This is a genomic window from Streptomyces sp. NBC_01808 (assembly GCF_035917395.1).
GTDB lineage: Bacteria > Actinomycetota > Actinomycetes > Streptomycetales > Streptomycetaceae > Streptomyces.
The window spans coordinates 6795006-6813808 of sequence record NZ_CP109072.1 but is presented as its reverse complement, the minus strand read 5'-3'; the positions used below and the strand labels follow the sequence as shown (position 1 = coordinate 6813808).

The following is an 18803-nucleotide window of genomic DNA, read 5'->3' as shown; positions in this document are numbered from 1 at the left end:
GCCGTCGTCGTACGCGGTCGTCGTACGCGGTCGTCAGGCCGGACCGTCCGGACGGACCGTCAGGCCGGGCACGTGCCGTCCTGCCCCTGGAACGTCCGGTACAGCCGCGGCCGGTCCGCGTCCTCCGGGCGCGGGTACTCGATCACCGGGACCGGCTTGCACACCGGCCAGTTGTCCTTCTCCACGTCGAAGCCGAACTGCCCGCTGGCGCCGTGCACGCAGTCCTGGCACGGGTCGCCGCCCGCGACCACCTTCATGTTGGTGATGGTGTTGTAGACGTCCAGCTTGGACGGCAGCCGGTCGGACTCGCCCCCGTCCGGCCGGTTCAGGTCGTCGAGCGCGGTGCCGACGGCCTGGGCGAGGACGGTGAAGGCGTCGTGGTGCATGATCGCGTACCCGTCGTCGAGCGCCTCCCCCGGCAGCCCGCTGACCTTCGCGAACCCGGTGGCGAAGGTGGTGAAGCGCTCGTCGGCGCCGTCCCCCGCCCGCCACGAGGGCGCGTCCGTCGCCGAGGCGCCGACGGTGACGACGCGGGCCTCGGCCATGTCGGCCCGTACCTGCTCGTTCGTCAGCCCCTCGGGCAGGCCGGTCGCCACCCGCAGGATGCGGATCTCGGCGTCGAAGTCGTCGCACTCCGGCTCGTCGGACAACTGGGTGATGAGATACGGCAGATCGGAGTCGCGGCCGGCGTAGAAGACCGTGTCGGCCTCCAGCCGGCATATCCCCCGCGCGGCCGGGGAGAAGCGGCGCGGCGCGCCCTTGTAGTCGCCCATGATGCCGACGAAGGAGGAGCTGCGGTTCTCCAACTGGTACTCCTCGCCGAACGCGTCGCGCATGTTGTCGCGGGTGTTGGCGACGTAGTCGTCCTCCTTGCGCGAGTCCCACACGAGGTAGCCGGAGGGCTTGCCGGGCCTGGCGCCCGGGTGCCCTTCGAGGTAGTCGGCGAGCGCGGCGACGGACTCGGTGTTGGACGGCGCGGACTTGAACAGGGTGTCGGCGCTGATCTCCGGTGAGCTGAGCACGCCGCTGACGGCCGGTATGTCGGCCCTGGACAGCGCGACGGCCGCGTCCTCGGTGTCCCGCTCGCTGTTGGGCAGGCCGACCACGCCGACGAGCGGGGAGTCCTCCCTGGTCGGCGCCTTGCCGGTGGTGAGGGCGGCGAGCGCGTCGACGGCCGGCCGCCACTGCGAGAGGTCCTTGCCGACGTTGGCCAGCAGGAGCTGGTAGTTGACGCCCTGGCCGCGGTTGGCCGCGAGCTGCGCGGTCAGCACGCCGGCGAGGGTGTTCTGGACGACCTCGGGGGTCATGGCGCTGGACTCGGTGGCGTTGAACGGCATCATGAGCCCGACGCGCACGTACGGTTCGCGGGCGGAGCTGTCGTCGTCCTCCCAGCCCGCGCGGACCCGCTCGTTCTCCGCGCCGATCTGCCGTACGAGGTCCGCAATCCGCTCGTCAGGACCGTCCGCGCCCGGCGCGAAGGCCGGCGACGCGGCGGTGGCGTCGGCGACGCCGACGCACTCCTCGCCGTTCGCCGACTCCACGAGCCCGTCGCCGCACGCCCCCTCGCCGCCGAGGCCGAGGACCACCAGCACGGTGGCCGCGGTGATCGCGGCGACGGTCAGCACCCCCAGGATCGCCTTCTCGGCGCGGCCCAGCGGCCGGCTAAGGAATGGCATGGCCCCTCCCCTCCTCGCCGCCCTCGCGGCGTTCCACGGCCGAGTCCGGTGTGCGCGGTTCCTTGAGCGCCGCCGGCCAGTCCTGCGACGCGGCGTACAGCGCCCTGCCGCCGGTGGGGTGCTCGAACGACAGGAAGTCCAGCTCCCGCCCGATCCGGCCGCGCAGGTGCGCGTCGGGTACGGACAGGGGGTCGGCGGCGTACCAGACGGCGTGCAGCAGCCGGTTGACGGACCGCGCGACGGAGTCGGCGCCGGCCAGCGTGCCGTCCCGCTCCCCCGACGCCGTCGCCCGGCACACGTCGGCCCAGGCGGGGTCGGGCGGGTGCGGGGCGCGGGCGATGTGCCACAGGTCGGTGAGCCAGCGGTCGGTGGCGGGCCCGTGGAGGGTCTCGGCGAGCCAGCGGGCGGGCTCGGCGGATCGGCCCGCGGCCAGTTCGTGGTGCCGGGCGGTGGCGTGCTCGCCGCGGTCCTCGTGGTGCCGTTGCAGCAGCTCGTGCAGCTCCGGCCAGGGCTGCGGCGGGTCCGTGGCGTCCGCCGGGCGGCGGCGCAGCTCGTCGACGAGGACGGCGCGCAGGAAGTCGTCGCCGACGAAGGGGCGCCCGGGCTGCGGCCACCGCTCGTCGCGCAGGTGGCTGCGTGCCTCCTCGACGGCACCTGCCTGGTGGTCCCTGGTCAGGTACGCGGCGGCCAGCGCCCGGGCCGCGGCGGCGTCCTGCGCGACGGACAGCAGCACGAGGTACGAGCTGAGCCCCGCGTCGGGGACGAGCGCGGCGAGCATCAGCTCCGTCACGTGCTCCCCCGCGAGCCGCAGCCGCGTCAGCTCGTGCGGCTCGACGGCCGCGGGCTCCGGCGCGGCGTCGAGGGCGTCGTAGAAGATCCGGCAGCCCAGCGGGCTGCCGCCGGTGAACCGGTGCACGGCGCGGGCCACTTCCTGGCGCACCGCCCGCTCCTCGCCGACGTGCATCATCGACAGCAGCTCGTCGGAATCCAGCGGCGGCAGCAGCAGGGTGACGAGCCCGGCGGCCGGGTCGCCCGGCTCGCCGCCGCGGCGCCATTCGCGCAGCCCGGGGACGTTCGCGGCGGTCCAGCGGGCCGCGCCGGCGTACCGGTCGCCGCGCGGCTCCCCGAGCGTGGCGGCGACCACGACCAGCGGGTCGGGCCGCTCGGCCGCGGTGACGCGCCGGGCGAGCAGCAGGTCGAGCAGCTCGGTGCCGGCGGCGGTGTGGACGTTGTCGAGGAGGGCCAGCGGGCGGGGCGCGGCGTTGAGGTGGCGCCATCCCGTGTACGCGGCCCGCAGGTCCTCCAGCAGCGCCTCGACCAGGTGGACCTCGATGCGGCGCCGCATGCCCTCGCCGAGGTGGAAGGCGCGGCACAGCGCGGTGAGCACGTGGTTGTCGTCCTGCTGCGAGGTGGGTACGTCCGCCAGCCCCTCGTACCACTGGCGCACCGCCCGGTTCTCCCGGAAGCCGAGGTACCGGTCGGTGAAGAGCTGGACGCTCGCGGCCGCGACCGGTCCCAGCTCGTCGGTGCCCCAGCCGCCGATGCGGTCGAGGACGTCGCCGGGCCAGTTGCGGGCCCGCTCCGGGTTCTTCTCCAGCCCGCAGTCGGTGAGCAGCGCCTCGACGCGCTCGCGGGCGCACGCCTGCTCGTCCAGCTCGCCGCGGTGCCAGGCGCTGACTGCCACCAGGCCGGTGAGCAGCCGGGGCAGCCGCAGCCGTCCGAAGCCGGGGCAGTGCGCGCTCAGGCCGCGGGCCAGGCCGGTCAGCAGCTCGGCGACGGGCGAGGTGTGGGAGACGGCGGCGTCGTCGTCGCGGACGCCGGCGCAGTCGACGGCGGCGACCGGGACACGGTCGGCGTACGCCTCGCGCAGCGCGTCCAGCACGGCGGTGCGGCCGCTGCCGTGGCCCCCGTGGAGGAGCACGGTGGGCACCTCGCCGCGCGGCTCCTGCCGTACGGCCTTCCGCTTCGTGTGGTGCAACCCCACCATGCGGGGCACCAGTTCGCGCAGCACGGCATCACGTCCGTACAGGGTCAAGCTCCGCTTCCCTCCCGTTGCGCGACGGCGTCCCGGCTACCCGAGCATGCCGCCGACCTGTCGTGCCATGTCGAGCAGCAGTTGGCGTCCTGTGGTGTCAGGGGCGCTCGTCAGCTCCTCGCGGATCCGGTCGACGAGCGCCCGCAGCCGTCCCGGCCGGCCCTCCTCGGCCGCGCGGCGCAGTTCGTCCCCCTGCCGCAGCAGGTGCCGCAGCCGCTCCTCGTCGAGGCCGAGCCGGGGGCCCAGGCCGGCGAGTTCGTCGGCGAGCGTGCCGGCGTAGGTGACGGTGCTGTTGCTGATGAAGGTGACCGGGCCCTGGATCGTGTCGATGCGGTACGTGGACTGCCGCTCGCGCTCCTGGCGCAGGAACTCGGCGAGGCCGGTGCCCGCGTGGCCGCAGTCCAGCCCGCGCTCGGTCAGCTCGGCCCGCCCGGTGACCACGTCCCCGTCGATGCCGTCGCCGGTGAGGCCCAGCAGCCCCGCGGCCCGTAACGAGCGGGCCGCGGCGAGGACTTCGCCGGCCCGGAGGGCGTCGCCGTGGAAGAAGACGTGGTCGGCCACGAAGAAGTCGCGCAGCAGCAGCGCCTCGTCGCCGCGGTGCTCGAACGCCCAGCGCAGCACCGCGTTCTCGGCGTACTCCTGGCGCGCCCCGGGGTCGCGGCGCTCGCGCTCCAGGCGCAGCGCGCGCCGGTGGCCCTCCGGGCGCAGGGAGGTGTCGGCGGGGGTGTGCTCGGGCCAGCGGTGGACGTCCACCAGGCCGCGGTCCGCCAGCGCGGCGATGACGGCGGAGACGCCGAGGGGCGGCTTGTTCTGCTCCAGGCCGAAGGCGGCGGTGCGCACGGGCACGTCGGGGCGGTGGCCGGACTCATGCAGCAGCCACAGGAGCAGGCGCGCCTCGTAGCGGCCGAGCTCTGTCCTGCCGTGTGCCATCGATGCGCAACCTCTGTTCTGCGTGCGGCGGTTGGGGGTGCGCATGAATCTACCTACGATGCCCGCCGGTCACCAGTTCGTAGCGGTGTGCGGTGGCCGCACTGCGGCCGTCTCGTAGCAGGACCGCGACCTGCGCGGGCGGTTCCGGGCCGTGTCACGGCAGCACCGCGATGCCGTCCAGCTCGACCAGCGCCTCGGTGTCCCAGAGCCGGGTGACGCCGATGAGGGCCATCGCCGGGTACGTGTCGCCGGCCAGCCGGCGCCAGATGCGGCCCAGTTCCGCGGCGTGGGCGCGGTAGTCCTCGGGGTCGGTGGCGTAGACGGTGACGCGGGTGAGGTGGTCGGGCTCCCCCGCGCACGCGCCGAGCGCGGTGAGGAGGTTGCCGAGGGCCTGCTCGAACTGGGCGGGGAGGGTGTTGCCGACCACTCGGCCGGCGCCGTCGAGGGCGGTCTGGCCGGCGAGGAAGACGAGGCTGGAGCCGGTCGCCATGACGGCGTGGCAGAAGCCGGAGGGGCGGGCGAGGGAGGCGGGGTTGACGCGGTGGACGGACACGGCGGCGGAGTCCCTTCGGTGGTTCTGCGGCGGTTCCTGCGGGGCGGTCGGGAGGCGTACGGCGCCGGTGGCCCGGGGCCGTACGCCCGCGGGTCAACGGCGGTACAGCTCCTTGGCGATGATGCTCCGCTGCACCTCCGTCGCCCCCTCGTAGATGCGCGGTGCGCGCACCTCGCGGTACAGGTGCTCCAGCAGATGCCCGGCCTCCAACGCCCGGGCACCGTGGATCTGCACCGCCGCGTCGACGGCCGCCTGCGCGGTCTCCGTGGCCAGCAGCTTCGCCATCGCCGCCCGCCGGGCGACGTCCGGCGCACCCGCGTCGTACGCCGAGGCCGCCGCGTACACCAGCAGCCGGGCCGCCTCGACGCGGGTGGCCGTCTCGGCGAGGGAGTGCGCGACGGACTGCAGGTCCTTCAGCGGCCCGCCGAACGCCTCCCGCCGCCCTGCGTGGTCCAGTGCCGCGTCGAGCGCCGCCTGCGCCATGCCGACGGCGAACGCGCCGACGGAGGGGCGGAAGAGGTTGAGCGTCGCCATCGCGGTACGGAAGCCGCCGTCGACCTCGCCGAGCACGTCGGCGGCGGTGACGGGGACGCCGTCGAAGCGCAGGGTGCCGATGGGGTGCGGGCTGAGCATGGTGAGCGGTTCGCCGGTCAGCCCGGGGCGGCCGGCGGGCACGAGGAAGGCGGTGACGCCGCGGGCGCCGGCGTCCGGCGTGGTGCGGGCGAAGACGGTGGCGACGTCGGCCTCCGGGGCGTTGGAGATCCACTTCTTCTCGCCGGTCAGCCGCCAGCGCCCCGGCCCGTCCGGCTCGGCGGCCAGCCGCAGCGCCGCCGCGTCGGAGCCCGCCTCCGGCTCCGTCAGCGCGAAGGCGGCGACGGCGCGCCCCGCCGTCACCTCCGGCAGCCAGCGCTCCCGCTGCTCGGGCGTCCCGGCCTGCACGACGGGGTACGCGCCGAGCCCCTGGAGCGCGAGCGCCGTCTCGGCCTCGGTGCACTCGCGGGCCAGCGACTCGCGCAGCAGGCAGAGCGTGAGCGCCGAGACCGGCCCGGCGGCGGGGAACACCCGCGTCAGCAGGCCGGGTTCGCCGTCGTCGCCCGGGGCGCCGAGGGCGGCGAGGAGCGGCCGGTTGACCCGTCCTGGCGCGCCCGCCGCGGCCAGCGGGCGCAGCCGCCGCGCGGCGAACGCGCGCAGCTCGGCGCACCACGCCTGGAGCCCGGGGTCGAGCGCGAAGGGCTGCGGCGGCGGCTGCTGGTGCGGCTGCGACGGCTGCTGCTGCGCCATGCGGTGCTCCTCTCCCGGCGGCGCGGCGTCCGGTGCGCGGCCAAGGCGCGTCCGGTGCGCGTACGGGCCCGCCCCGGCGGGTTATCGCGGACTGTTGACTGTCGTCACGCCAACGCTACGCTCCTTGGGGTACCGCAGGGCAGACCTAGGGCCTGTCGTCGATCTCCCGTCTGCGGCTGGGGGTACCGCCCACGTGCGCGCAGCGCGCTGTGGGGGAGCCTGGCACGCACGCTCGCTGCGTTGTCGGGACCGACCGAATAGGCCCACTATGCGGACGACCCTCCGCCTTGCGATCGCACGCACCAGACGCCGCGCCGCCCGCCCTACGGGCGAACGACGCGAGATCGACGACAGGCCCTAGGGGGCGTACGCCATGCAGCTCAAGCCTTCCGCCCACGCCGACACCTTCGCCCGCGACCACCTCCCGCCGCCCGGGCAGTGGCCGGACCTGGTCTTCCCGCTCCCCGGCCTGCGCTACCCCGACCGGCTCAACTGCGGTGCGGAGCTGCTCGACGCCACCGTCGAGCGGTTCGGCGCCGGCCGCCCCGCCCTCCACACCGCGGCCGGCGAGTCGTGGACGTACGGCGAACTGCAGCGCCGCACCGACCGGATCGCGCACGTGCTGACCGACGACCTCGGCGTGCTGCCCGGCAACCGCGTGCTGCTGCGCGGGCCCACCACGCCCTGGCTGGTGGCCTGCTGGCTTGCCGTCATGAAGGCGGGCGCGGTCGCCGTCACCGTGCTGGCCGCGCAGCGCGCCCACGAGCTGCGGGGCATCTGCGAGATCGCGCGGATACGGCACGCGCTGTGCGACGCCCGTGCGCTCGACGACCTGACCCGGGCGGAGGTGGCGGATCTGACGGTGGTGCCGTACGGCGGCGGGGAGCCCGGCGACCTTCTGCGCCTCGCCGACGCCAGACCCGACACGTACGCCCCCGTGGAGACCTCCGGGGACGACGTCGCGCTCATCGCCTTCACGTCCGGCACCACCGGCCGGCCCAAGGGCTGCGTCCACTTCCACCGCGACGTGCTGGCCATCGCCGACACCTTCTCCGCGCACGTGCTGAAGCCCCTCCCCGACGACGTGTTCGCGGGCAGCCCGCCGCTGGGCTTCACCTTCGGCCTCGGCGGCCTCGTGGTCTTCCCGATGCGGGCCGGCGCCTCGGCGCTGCTGCTGGAGCAGGCCGGGCCCGACCGGCTGCTGCCCGCGGTCGCGGAGCACCGGGTGTCGGTGCTGTTCACCGCGCCGACCGCGTACCGGGCGATGCTCGACAAGCTCGGCGGGTACGACATCGGCTCGCTGCGCCGCTGCGTGTCCGCGGGCGAGAACCTGCCGGCGGCCACCTGGCAGGAGTGGCGCGAGCGCACCGGGCTGCGGATCATCAACGGCATCGGCGCCACCGAGATGCTGCACATCTTCATCTCCGCCGCCGACGACGACGCCCGCCCGGGGACGACGGGCGTGCCGGTGCCCGGGTACGAGGCGCGGATCGTGGACGCGGCCGGGGCCGAGGTGCCGGACGGGGAGCCGGGGCTGCTGGCGGTACGCGGGCCCACGGGGTGCCGGTATCTGGCCGACGAGCGGCAGCAGGAGTACGTGCGGGGCGGCTGGAACCTCACCGGCGACACGTATGTGCGCGAGCCCGACGGGTACTTCCGGTATGTGGCGCGTGCGGACGACATGATCATCTCGGCCGGGTACAACATCGCGGGACCCGAGGTCGAGGACGCGCTGCTGCGCCACCCGGACGTGCGGGAGGCGGCGGTCGTGGGCCGTCCTGACGCGGAGCGGGGCACGGTGGTGGTGGCGTACGCGGTGCTGCGCGAGGGCGTGGTGCGGGGTCCTGAGACGGAGGCGGCGCTGCGGGAGTTCACGAAGGGCGAGATCACGCCGTACAAGTGCCCGAAGGAGATCCTCTTCACGGACGCGCTGCCGCGGACGCCGACGGGGAAGCTGCAGCGCTACCGGCTGCGGGAGGAGCAGGCCGGGCGGCCGGCCGGGAATCGCTAGAGTGATCGAGTGCCAGCCGAACGAACCCCGCGGTCCCTGATCGTCAGCTTCTACGGCGCGTTCGGCCGCGGCGAGGACGCGGGCTCCGGGCGCGTGCCCGTGGCGGCGCTGATCCGGCTGCTGGGCGCGGTGGGCGTGGACGCGCCCGCGGTGCGCTCCGCGGTCTCCCGGCTCAAGCGGCGCGGGCTGCTGGTGCCCGTACGGCACGAAGGGGAGGCCGCGTACGCCCTGTCACCGTCCGCCCGCACCCTCCTCGACGACGGCGACCGCCGCATCTACCGCCGGGAGGCCCCGGCGGGCCCCGGCGACTGGCTGCTGGCGGTCTTCTCCGTGCCGGAGTCGGAACGCCGGAAGCGCCATCTACTGCGCTCCCGGCTGGCCCGGCTGGGCTTCGGGCAGGCGGCCCCGGGCGTGTGGATCGCCCCGGCGCACGTCGCGGAGGAGACCCGGCACACGCTGCGCCGCCTGGAACTCGCCGCGTACGTCGACCTCTTCCGCGGCACCCACGAGGGCTTCACGCCGACGCCGGAGGCGGTGGCGCGGTGGTGGGACCTCCCGGCCACGGCGAAGCTGCACGAGGCGTTCCTGGACGCCCACGAGCCGGTGCTGGCCAGGTGGTCCGCCGGCCCGGCGGCGGAGCAGAGGGCGGAGCGGACGGCGGGCCCGGACGCGTACCGCGACTACCTCCTGGCCCTCGACACCTGGCGCCACCTCCCCTACGCCGACCCGGGCCTGCCCCCCGAGGTCCTGCCCCAGGACTGGCCGGGCGCCCGCGCGGCGGCGGTCTTCGCGGCCCTGGACGACCGCCTGCGAGCCCCCGCGTCGCGGTTCGTCCGCGCCACCCTGCACGCGCCGTGACCGGCCGGCCGGCGCGATGAGCGGCTGAACCCCCGCATCCCCCGCACCGGCCATGCCCGAATTGCGGGGGTTCGGTGGCGTGGCGAAGATGAATGCGGTGCTGCCGCGCGTCTTCGCGGCCGCGCGATCCTCTCGTCATGCCTCTCCGAATCGCCGGGCGGCGGTCCGCCCTCGGCTGCTCCCGCGGGAAGGGAAATCCGGACATGCCGGTTTGCACGACGCGCGACGGTGTCGACATCTTCTACAAGGACTGGGGCACGGGGCGCCCCGTGGTGTTCATCCACGGCTGGCCGCTGAACGGCGACGCCTGGCAGGACCAGCTCAAGGCCGTGGCCGACGCCGGCTTCCGCGGCATCGCGCACGACCGGCGGGGGCACGGTCGGTCCACGCCGGTCTTCGACGGGTACGACTTCGACACCTTCGCCGACGACCTGAACGATCTGCTCACCGATCTGGACCTGCGGGACGTCACTCTGGTGGCACATTCCATGGGCGGCGGTGAGCTGGCCCGCTACATCGGCAGGCACGGCACCGGGCGGGTGCGTTCCGCGGTGCTGCTCTCGGCGATCCCGCCGCTGATGCTCCAGGGCCCGGACAATCCCGAGGGCGTGCCGCAGAAGGTCTTCGACGACATCAAGGCCGGGATCCTCCACGAGCGCTCGCAGTTCTGGAAGGAGACGGCCGTCGGCTTCTTCTCCGCGAACCGCGAAGGCACCAAGGCGACCCAGGGCAACAAGGACGCCTTCTGGCACATGGCCATGGCCGAGACCCTCGAAGGCGGAGTCGCCTGCGTCGACGCCTTCGCGGCCACCGACTTCCACGAGGACCTCGCGAAGTTCGACGTCCCGACCCTCGTCGTCCACGGCGACGACGACCAGATCGTGCCGATCGACGCCACCGCCCGCAAGACCGCCGAGATCGTCCGGGACGCCGAGCTGAAGGTCTACGAGGGCGGCAGCCACGGCATCGCCCTCGTGCCGGGCTTCAAGGAGAAGTTCAACCAGGACCTGCTGGCGTTCCTGCAGAAGTGACGCCCCCGAACCCCCCACCCGGAGCAGCGCGATGAGCGACCCGAGCAGCACCGACAACACCGGCGCCCCCGTCGAGAGCGACCAGTACTCGCTCAGCGTCGGCGCCGACGGCCCGATCCTCCTCCAGGACAGCTATCTGATCGAGAAGATGGCCCAGTTCAACCGCGAGCGCGTCCCCGAGCGGGTGGTGCACGCCAAGGGCTCGGGGGCGTACGGGACCTTCCAGGTCACGGGCGACGTCAGCGAGCTGACGAGGGCCGACGTCTTCCAGCCCGGCCGCCGCACCCGGATGCTGGCCCGCTTCTCGACCGTCGCGGGTGAGCAGGGCAGCCCCGACACCTGGCGGGACCCGCGCGGCTTCGCGCTGAAGTTCTACACCCGCGACGGCGTGTACGACATGGTGGGCAACAACACGCCGGTCTTCTTCATGCGCGACCCCAGCAAGTTCCAGGACTTCATCCGCTCGCAGAAGCGCACCCTCGACTCCAGCCTGCGCGACAACGACATGCAGTGGGACTACTGGACGCTCTCGCCGGAGTCGGCGCACCAGGTGACGTACCTGATGGGCGATCGCGGCATCCCCAGGACGTACCGGCACATGAACGGCTACAGCTCCCACACCTACCTGTGGACCAACGCCGCCGGCAAGCGCACCTGGATCAAGTACCACTTCAAGACCGACCAGGGCGTCGGGTACCTCACCGACGCCGACGCCGCCGCGCTGGCCGGCGAGGACGCCGACTTCCACCGCCGCGACCTGGCCGAGGCCATCGCCCGCGGCGAGGCGCCGTCGTGGACGCTGTACGTGCAGGCGATCCCGTACGACGACGCGCCGGACTACCGCTTCAACATCTTCGACGTCACCAAGGTCGTCCCGCACGGCGACTACCCGCTGACCGAGGTCGGCCGGATGACGCTCGACACCAACCCCGAGGACTACTTCGTCCACATCGAGCAGGCCGCTTTCGAACCCAGCAACCTGGTGCCCGGCATCGGCCCGTCGCCGGACAAGATGCTCCAGGCCAGGCTCTTCTCCTACGCCGACACCCACCGCTACCGCATCGGCACCAACTACGCGCAACTGCCGCCCAACCAGTCGGAGACCGAGGTCCGTTCGTACGCCAAGGACGGCGCGATGCGCTACCACCCGCCCAACGTGGCCCGCCCCTACGCGCCCAACTCCTACGGCGGCCCGGCCGCCGACGAGGAGCGCTCCAACCACCCGCCGCGCTGGACGGTGGACACCGCGGAGATGGTCCGCGCCGCCTACACGCTGCACGCGGACGACGACGACTTCGGCCAGCCGGGCACGCTGGTGCGCGACGTCATGGACGACGCCGCCCGCGACCGCCTGGTCGGCAACATCACCCGGCACCTGCTGAACGGCGTCAGCCAGCCCGTGCTGCAGCGAGCGGTCGCGTACTGGCGCAGCGTCGACCTGCGCACCGGCGACCGGGTCGCCGCCGGCGTCCGGCAGCGCTGACGCCCCCCGCGGCGGACGGGGCACACCGGCCCCGCCGGCAGCCCGCGCTCAGCCGCCGTCCAGCGTCAGCCGCGGCTTCGGCCCGTCGGTGCGCCCCGTCGGCGGCCTGCGGCTGCCCGCGCGGTACGGGGCGGGCCACGGGGCACCCGGTCCTGTGTAGCCCTGCTCGGCGGCGGCGTGCAGGGTCCAGTGCGGGTCGTAGAGGTGGGGGCGGGCCAGGGCGCACAGGTCGGCGCGGCCGGCGAGGATCAGGGAGTTGACGTCGTCCCACGAGGAGATCGCCCCGACCGCGATCACCGGGATCCCCGTCTCCGCGCGGATCCGGTCGGCGTACGGCGTCTGGTACGAGCGGCCGAACGCCGGCTGCTCGTCGGCGACGACCTGGCCCGTGGAGACGTCGATCGCCGCCGCGCCGTGGGCGGCGAACGCGCGGGCGACCGCGACCGCGTCGGCCGCGGTCGTGCCGCCCTCGGCCCAGTCGGTGGCGGAGATCCGTACGGTCACGGGGCGGTCGGCGGGCCACGCGGCCCGTACCGCGTCGAAGACCTCCAGCGGGTAGCGCAGCCGGGCGTCGAGGTCGCCGCCGTAGGCGTCGGTGCGGCGGTTGGTCAGCGGGGAGAGGAAGCCGGACAGCAGGTAGCCGTGCGCGCAGTGCAGCTCCAGCAGGTCGAACCCGGCGCGGGCGGCGCGGTGCGCGGCGGCGGCGAACTCCTCGCGGATCGCGTCCATTCCGGCGCGGTCGAGCGCGCGCGGCGTCTGGTTCAGGCCCGCGCGGTACGGCAGCGGGGAGGGGGCGACGACGGGCCAGTTGCCCTCGGGCAGCGGTTCGTCGATGCCCTCCCACATCAGCTTCGTGGAGCCCTTGCGGCCGGAGTGGCCGAGCTGGATGCCGAGCGCGGCGCCGGGCGCGTGGCCGCGGACGAAGTCGACGACGCGCCGCCAGCCGGCCTCCTGCTCGTCCGACCACAGTCCGGTGCAGCCGGGGGTGATGCGGCCGCGGGGACTGACGCAGACCATCTCGGTCATCACCAGACCGGCGCCGCCCAGTGCGCGGGCGCCGAGGTGGACGAGGTGGAAGTCGCCGGGCAGGCCGTCCTCGGCGACGTACATGTCCATCGGCGAGCACACGACGCGGTTGCGCAGCGTCAGGCCCCCGAGGGTGTACGGCGTGAACATCGGCGGCGTGCCCTCCGCCACCCCCGCCTCGCGCTCCACGGCGGCGACGAAGCCGGGGTCGCGCAGCCGCAGGTTGTCGTGGGTGATACGGCGGCTGCGGGTCAGCAGGTCGAACGCGAACTGCCGCGGCGGGCGGCCGAGATGGCGCGCCAGGTCCTCGAACCACTCGCGGCTGGCGTGCGCGGCGCGCTGGGTGGAGGCGACGACGGGTTTGCGCTCGGCCTCGTACGCGGCGAGCGCGGCCGGCACGTCCGGCTGCTCCTCGACGCACGCGGCGAGCGCGAGGGCGTCCTCGACGGCGAGTTTGGTGCCGGAGCCGACGGAGAAGTGCGCGGTGTGGGCGGCGTCGCCGAGGAGGACGACGGCGCCGCCGCCGGGCGAAGGCTCGTGCCACCAGCGGTCGTTGACGACCGTGCGGAACGCCGTCCACTGCGAGCGGTTGCCCGTCAGCGGCCGGCCGCCGAGCGCGTCGGCGAAGTACGCGGCGCACCGCTTGGCCGTCTCCTCCTCGCCGCAGGCGTCGAGCCCGGCGCGCCGCCAGACCTCCTCGCGCATCTCGACGATGACGGTGGAGGCTTCCTCCGGCGAGACGGCGTACGGGTAGCCGTGCAACTGCATGACGCCCGCGTCGGTCTCGACGATCTCGAAGCGGAAGGCGTCGAACGCGAACGGCGCGGACAGCCACACGTACCGGCAGCGGTGTCCGGCGATCCGGGGGCGGAAGACCTCGGCGTGCGCCTCGCGGGTGGCGCTGTTGACGCCGTCGGCGCCGACGACGAGGTCGTGGCTGCGGGCGAGTTCGGCGGCGGGCGGCGCCTCGGTACGGAACCGCAGGCCGACGCCGAGGTCGCGGCAGCGCTGCTGGAGCACCGCGAGCAGCCGGCGGCGGCCGAGGGCGGCGAAGCCGTGGCCGCCGGAGCGCTGCACGGTGCCGCGGTGGACGATGTCGATGTCGTCCCAGCGCACGAACTCCCGTTGCAGCGCGGCGTAGACGGCGGGGTCGGCGTGCTCGATGCCGCCGAGGGTCTCGTCGGAGAGCACGACGCCGAAGCCGTACGTGCTGTCCGGTGCGTTGCGCTCGTAGACGGTGACCGCGCGGGCGGGGTCGAGCCGCTTGAGGAGCGCCGCGGCGTACAGCCCGCCGGGCCCGCCGCCGATGACCGCGGCCCGCACGGCGCTCAGCGCCCCTGCCAGGCGGGGGGCCGCTTGGCGGTGAACGCGGCGTGGAACTCGGCGTAGTCGGCGCTGTTCATCAGCAGCGCCTGGGTGGCGGCGTCCATCTCGACGGCGGCGGCCAGCGGCATGTCGAGCTCGGCGGTGAGCAGCGCCTTGGTCTGCGCGTACGCGAGCGTGGGCCCGGCGGCGAGGCGGCGGGCCAGCGCCTGGGCGGCCTCGTCGGCACGGCCCTCGTCGGCGAGTTCGCTGAGGAGGCCGATGCGTTCTGCCTCGGTGGCGCGCACGGCGTCGCCGAGCATCAGCAGCCGGGTGGCGTGGCCGAGGCCGACGACGCGGGGCAGCAGGTAGGCGGCGCCCATGTCGCCGCCGGAGAGGCCGACGCGGGTGAAGAGGAACGCGAAGCGCGCGGAGTGGTCGGCGACGCGGAAGTCGGCGGCGAGCGCGAGGACGGCGCCGGCGCCTGCGGCGACCCCGTGCACGGCCGCGACCACCGGGAACGGGGCTTCGCGCAGGGCCCGTACGACCTGTCCCGTCATGCGGTTGAAGTCCAGCAGCCGGCCGGTGTCCATGGCCAGGGTGGCGCCGATGATCTCGTCGACGTCGCCGCCGGAGCAGAAGCCCCGGCCCGCGCCGGCGAGGACGAGCGCGCGGGTGCCGCCGGTGCGGGCCAGCTCGGCGATCAGGTCGCGGAGGTCCGCGTACGCCTCGAAGGTCAGCGCGTTGAGCTTCTCGGGGCGGTCGAGCGTGACGGTGAGGACGCCGTCGTCTTCTGTGACCCGCAGGTGCTCCCACTGCTCGGTGCGGCCGGCGGATCCGGTGAACGGGCTCATCGTGCGCGGCCCCTGTCTGCAGACGGTGGCGGGCGGTGGCGGTAAGCCGAAGTTATCACTCGTACGTGACTGTCGTCACGACCGCGCGATACGGGACCGGGGCACACGGGTCCCGCCGAACGGCCCCGGGGAGCGGGAGTCCGGCGGGGCGGGGCGGCGGGCGTCAGCCCAGGGTGGCGACCATGAGCGCCTTGATGGTGTGCATCCGGTTCTCCGCCTCGTCGAAGACGACGGAGTGCGCAGACTCGAAGACCTCGTCGGTGACCTCCAGCGACGTCAGCCCGTGCCGCGCGTGGATCTCCCGGCCGACGGCCGTGCCGAGGTCGTGGAAGGCGGGCAGGCAGTGCAGGAACTTCACGTCCGGGTTGCCGGTGGCGCGCAGCACGTCCGTCGTCACCGCGTACGGGCGCAGCGCCGCGATCCGCTCGTCCCACACCTCCTGGGGCTCGCCCATCGAGACCCACACGTCGGTGGCGACGAAGTCGGCGCCGGCCACGCCCTCGGCGACGTCGGCGGTGAGGGTGATCCGCGCGCCGGAGGCGGCGGCGAGCCGGCGGGCCCCGGCGACGACGGCGTCGGCGGGCCAGTACGCCTCGGGCGCGACGATGCGCACGTCCATGCCGAGCAGGGCGGCGGTGACGAGGTAGGAGTTGCCCATGTTGAAGCGGGCGTCGCCGAGGTAGGCGTACGCGATCTCCCCGACCGGGCCCGGGCGGTGCTCGGCCATCGTGAGCACGTCGGCGAGCATCTGCGTGGGGTGCCACTCGTCGGTCAGGCCGTTGTAGACGGGCACGCCCGCGTACGCGGCCAGCTCCTCGACGGCCGACTGGGCGGCGCCGCGGTACTGGATGGCGTCGAACATCCGCCCCAGCACCCGCGCGGTGTCCTTCACCGACTCCTTGTGGCCGAGCTGCGAGCCGGCCGGGTCCATGTACGTGGTCGACGCGCCCTGGTCCGCCGCCGCGACCTCGAACGCGGCGCGGGTGCGCGTCGAGGTCTTCTCGAAGACCAGCGCGACGTTCTTCCCGGCCAGCCGCTGCCGCTCGGCGCCCGCCCGCTTCGCCGCCTTCAGCTCGGCGGCCAGCGCCAGGAGGTGGTGCAGCTCCTCGGCGGTGTAGTCCAGCTCCTTGACGAAGGTCCGGCCGGTGAGGTCTATCGCCATGGTTCCGCGCTCCTGAGACTCTATGCGTGCGAACGCATCACTATACAGACCGGCTGGTGGGCGCGGTCCAGTACTACCGTCGCGCTTATGACGCGTACCCGCGTCGCCGGCGGTGGTGCACAGGACGCCTCGTTCGGCTTCCGTCAGCTTCCGTTCGCGGCCGAGCGCGCCGGCTGCCGTGCCCGGTTCCGGAACTGTGCGGGCGACGAGCCGACCACGCGGCGGAACGCGGTGCTGAACGCGCTCTCGGACAGGTAGCCCGTGGCCCGTGCGAGCTCGGAGATCGACATCGTGTCCCGGGCGAGGGCGTCGCGGGCGAGGCTCATGCGCCACTGGATCAGGTACTCCAGCGGGGGGACCCCGACGTGGCTCTTGAATGCCTGGGCGAACGCGGAACGCGACATGTGGCTGATCTCGGCGAGTTCCCTGAGGCTCCAGGAGTGGGCCACGTCCGCGTGCACGGCGCGCAGCGCGGCACCGATGCCGTCATCGTTGAGGGCACCCAGCCAGCCGGTGGGCCGGTCCGTCTGGCCGGCGTGGGCGCGCAGCATGTGCACGAGCAGGATCTGCGCGAGGTGGTTCTGCACCAGCGGGCCGCCGGCGGCGGTGACGCCGACCTCGGTGGCCAGGAGATCGATCAGTTGCGCGAGCCGGCTGCCGTGGGGATCGGCCACGCGGACGATCACGAGCGGCGGCAGGAGATCGGTCAGGAGCGCCGCGTTCCGCTCGTCGAACCCGATGTGCCCGACGCAGAGGTAGAGGTCCTCCTCGGACTCCGGCCCGATCCGCACGAACCCGTCTTCCGCACCCGCCAGTACGGGCTCCGCCGGGCGCGGGCGGGCGTCGAGCGAGGAAGCGAGCACGTAGGGCGGGGGGTTGCCCAGCATGAAGGTGTCGCCCGCCCGCAGGAGCACCGGCTCGTGCCCTTCGAGGATGAGCCAGCAGGTGCCGCGCACGAGGCCGCCGACCCGCACGTGCAGGAACGGCTCGAAGCGCAGCGCCCACTCCTCCGTGGCCCGGAGGCTGGGCCCGATGACCGTGCGGGGCCGGAGCAGGCCGATCGCGTCGGCCACGGGATCCCTGAATCCGAGCACCGCACACCTCCTGGACGATACGTAATGAAGTCCGGACTCTGCATCATGGATCGTACTCCACTCATCCCGCAGTATCGATGTCGCAGGTGAAAAGGGAGCACACGAGCACAGCCCGGACACCGGGCGAGGAAGGCAGCCATGTCCGACTTCGACATTCGCGAGTTCTACGACCGCTACTGCGAGGCGCTCAACGCGCATGAGTTCGACCGCATGGACGAGTTCGTCGACGAGTCCATCCTCTCGCACGGCGAGCCGGCCACTCGCGCGGACGTCGTCGCGGCACTCAAGAGCATCACCGACGCGGTTCCCGACATGTACTGGGAGATCAAGGAGGTGGCAATCCACGGCGAAACCCTGGCCTGCCACTCCGTCAACCACGGCACCCCCACCAAGGAGTGGCTCGGGGTGGCCCCCACTGGCGCTCGTATCGAGATCGACGAGTTCGCCCTTTACCGGATCCGTGACGGGAAGTTCGTCCAGATGTCCAACGTCCACGACGCCGAGGCCCTGAAGAAGCAGCTCGCGGGCTGAATCCCGAGCTCCCGGCACCGACGACGCCTCCTGGACGATGCATAAAGAAGTCTGGACTCTGCATTATGGATCGTACGCCGCTGCTCCCGCAGTATCGAAGTCGAACGGATCGGCATCGAGACAGTGAGGGAGACACCCACATGGGACAGCTCGAAGGCAAGACCGCGGTGGTCACCGGGGGCAGCACCGGTATCGGTCTGGCCACCGCCGTACGGCTGGCGGACGAGGGGGCGCACGTGTTCGTCACCGGGCGGCGCGAGGCCGAGCTGGAGGCCGCCGTCAAGACCATCGGAACCGACCGGGCCACGGCGGTGCCCGGCGACATCGCCACGATGGCCGACCTGGACCGGCTCTACGACGCGGTCCGGGCCCGGGGCGAGGGTCTTGACGTGCTCGTGGCGAACGCGGCGATCGGCACGTTCGTGACGCTGGAGCAGACCACCGAGGAGCACTTCGACCAGACCTTCGCGGTCAACGTCAGGGGGACGCTCTTCACCGTGCGGAAGGCGCTGCCGCTGCTCAACGACGGGGCCTCGGTCGTCCTGGTCGGCTCGACCGCCGGCGACCGCGGAGTGGAGGCGTTCGGCGCGTACGCGGCGTCGAAGGCGGCGGTCCGGTCCTTCGCGCGGACGTGGTCCAACGAGCTGAAGGACCGCGGCATCCGGGTCAACGTCGTCTCGCCGGCATGGATCGAGACCCCCGGGGGCACCGCCGCCTTCGGCGACGAGGAGACCGCCCGGGCCGTCAAGGAGAACGTCGCCGCGACCGTGGCCAAGGGCCGCATGGGCCGGCCCGAGGAGGCCGCCGCGGTCGTGGCCTTCCTGGCCTCGGAGCAGAGCAGCTACGTCGTCGGCGCGAACCTCTACGTGGACGGAGGCACGAACCAGATCTGAGCACGCACCACACGGTGGGTGGCATCCGCAGCGCCCTGGTGCCATGCCGCTGCCGTCCGGGCCGGGCCGCGCCCGGACGGGGG

At 73.7% G+C, this 18803-nt stretch carries 15 protein-coding genes; 6 read left to right on the top strand and 9 right to left on the bottom strand.

Annotated features, from left to right (window positions below; genetic code table 11):
• Positions 1 to 59: 59 nt before the first annotated feature.
• The 5 genes from OG946_RS30070 to OG946_RS30050 all read right to left on the bottom strand — a co-directional run bounded on the left by OG946_RS30070 (position 60) and on the right by OG946_RS30050 (position 6475).
• Positions 60 to 1676: a hypothetical protein gene (locus tag OG946_RS30070; protein ID WP_326799101.1), complete on the bottom strand. Its 1617-nt coding sequence runs from the start codon at positions 1674 to 1676 to the stop codon at positions 60 to 62.
• Positions 1663 to 3711: an ATP-binding protein gene (locus tag OG946_RS30065; protein WP_326799100.1), complete on the bottom strand. Its 2049-nt coding sequence runs from the start codon at positions 3709 to 3711 to the stop codon at positions 1663 to 1665. Before OG946_RS30065 ends, OG946_RS30070 begins: the two co-directional genes overlap by 14 nt.
• A 36-nt stretch (positions 3712 to 3747) precedes the next feature.
• Positions 3748 to 4641, bottom strand: a complete 894-nt coding sequence (locus OG946_RS30060) for a hypothetical protein (protein ID WP_326799099.1) — start codon at positions 4639 to 4641, stop codon at positions 3748 to 3750.
• A gap of 154 nt (positions 4642 to 4795) precedes the next feature.
• Positions 4796 to 5194 carry a RidA family protein gene (locus OG946_RS30055; RefSeq protein WP_326799098.1) on the bottom strand — a complete coding sequence of 133 codons (399 nt, stop codon included), beginning with the start codon at positions 5192 to 5194 and terminating at the stop codon, positions 4796 to 4798.
• Between the two features lie 93 nt (positions 5195 to 5287).
• Positions 5288 to 6475, bottom strand: coding sequence for an acyl-CoA dehydrogenase family protein (locus tag OG946_RS30050; RefSeq protein WP_326799097.1), 1188 nt, complete (start codon positions 6473 to 6475; stop codon positions 5288 to 5290).
• A 373-nt stretch (positions 6476 to 6848) separates the two neighbouring features.
• On the opposite strand from OG946_RS30050, the gene OG946_RS30045 reads away from it, so the two are divergent.
• From OG946_RS30045 to OG946_RS30030, 4 genes are all read left to right on the top strand, one after another.
• Entirely contained in the window at positions 6849 to 8486 is a 1638-nt protein-coding gene (locus tag OG946_RS30045) for an AMP-binding protein (RefSeq protein ID WP_326799096.1), read from the top strand.
• Between the two features lie 9 nt (positions 8487 to 8495).
• Positions 8496 to 9344: a PaaX family transcriptional regulator gene (locus tag OG946_RS30040; protein WP_326799095.1), complete on the top strand. Its 849-nt coding sequence runs from the start codon at positions 8496 to 8498 to the stop codon at positions 9342 to 9344.
• Positions 9345 to 9547: 203 nt separating this feature from the next.
• A complete protein-coding gene (locus OG946_RS30035) occupies positions 9548 to 10375 on the top strand; it encodes an alpha/beta fold hydrolase (protein ID WP_326799094.1) in 828 nt (275 codons plus the stop codon).
• A gap of 31 nt (positions 10376 to 10406) precedes the next feature.
• Positions 10407 to 11858, top strand: coding sequence for a catalase (locus OG946_RS30030; RefSeq protein ID WP_326799093.1), 1452 nt, complete (start codon positions 10407 to 10409; stop codon positions 11856 to 11858).
• 48 nt (positions 11859 to 11906) lie between these two features.
• On the opposite strand, the gene OG946_RS30025 is transcribed toward OG946_RS30030, so the two are convergent.
• From OG946_RS30025 to OG946_RS30010, 4 genes are all read right to left on the bottom strand, one after another.
• The gene (locus OG946_RS30025) at positions 11907 to 14207 is read right to left on the bottom strand and encodes a bifunctional salicylyl-CoA 5-hydroxylase/oxidoreductase (RefSeq protein ID WP_326799092.1); all 2301 of its coding nucleotides are present in this window, start codon (positions 14205 to 14207) and stop codon (positions 11907 to 11909) included.
• A 5-nt stretch (positions 14208 to 14212) separates the two neighbouring features.
• The gene (locus OG946_RS30020; protein ID WP_326799091.1) at positions 14213 to 15040 is read right to left on the bottom strand and encodes an enoyl-CoA hydratase family protein; all 828 of its coding nucleotides are present in this window, start codon (positions 15038 to 15040) and stop codon (positions 14213 to 14215) included.
• A gap of 163 nt (positions 15041 to 15203) precedes the next feature.
• The gene (argF, locus tag OG946_RS30015) at positions 15204 to 16202 is read right to left on the bottom strand and encodes an ornithine carbamoyltransferase (RefSeq protein ID WP_326799090.1); all 999 of its coding nucleotides are present in this window, start codon (positions 16200 to 16202) and stop codon (positions 15204 to 15206) included.
• Positions 16203 to 16345: 143 nt separating this feature from the next.
• On the bottom strand, positions 16346 to 17296 hold the full coding sequence (locus OG946_RS30010; protein ID WP_326799089.1) for an AraC family transcriptional regulator: 951 nt from the start codon (positions 17294 to 17296) through the stop codon (positions 16346 to 16348).
• 138 nt (positions 17297 to 17434) lie between these two features.
• On the opposite strand from OG946_RS30010, the gene OG946_RS30005 reads away from it, so the two are divergent.
• A complete protein-coding gene (locus tag OG946_RS30005) occupies positions 17435 to 17827 on the top strand; it encodes an ester cyclase (RefSeq protein WP_326799088.1) in 393 nt (130 codons plus the stop codon).
• 140 nt (positions 17828 to 17967) lie between these two features.
• Entirely contained in the window at positions 17968 to 18720 is a 753-nt protein-coding gene (locus tag OG946_RS30000; RefSeq protein WP_326799087.1) for an SDR family NAD(P)-dependent oxidoreductase, read from the top strand.
• Positions 18721 to 18803: the final 83 nt, after the last annotated feature.

Coding starts and splice junctions, on each gene's coding strand:
- OG946_RS30000 (WP_326799087.1), top strand. CDS start 17,968: ATGGGACAGCTCGAAGGCAAGACCGCGGTGGTCACCGGGGGCAGCACC.
- OG946_RS30050 (WP_326799097.1), bottom strand. CDS start 6,475: ATGGCGCAGCAGCAGCCGTCGCAGCCGCACCAGCAGCCGCCGCCGCAG.
- argF (WP_326799090.1), bottom strand. CDS start 16,202: ATGGCGATAGACCTCACCGGCCGGACCTTCGTCAAGGAGCTGGACTAC.
- OG946_RS30060 (WP_326799099.1), bottom strand. CDS start 4,641: ATGGCACACGGCAGGACAGAGCTCGGCCGCTACGAGGCGCGCCTGCTC.
- OG946_RS30020 (WP_326799091.1), bottom strand. CDS start 15,040: ATGAGCCCGTTCACCGGATCCGCCGGCCGCACCGAGCAGTGGGAGCAC.
- OG946_RS30045 (WP_326799096.1), top strand. CDS start 6,849: ATGCAGCTCAAGCCTTCCGCCCACGCCGACACCTTCGCCCGCGACCAC.
- OG946_RS30035 (WP_326799094.1), top strand. CDS start 9,548: ATGCCGGTTTGCACGACGCGCGACGGTGTCGACATCTTCTACAAGGAC.
- OG946_RS30070 (WP_326799101.1), bottom strand. CDS start 1,676: ATGCCATTCCTTAGCCGGCCGCTGGGCCGCGCCGAGAAGGCGATCCTG.
- OG946_RS30030 (WP_326799093.1), top strand. CDS start 10,407: ATGAGCGACCCGAGCAGCACCGACAACACCGGCGCCCCCGTCGAGAGC.
- OG946_RS30005 (WP_326799088.1), top strand. CDS start 17,435: ATGTCCGACTTCGACATTCGCGAGTTCTACGACCGCTACTGCGAGGCG.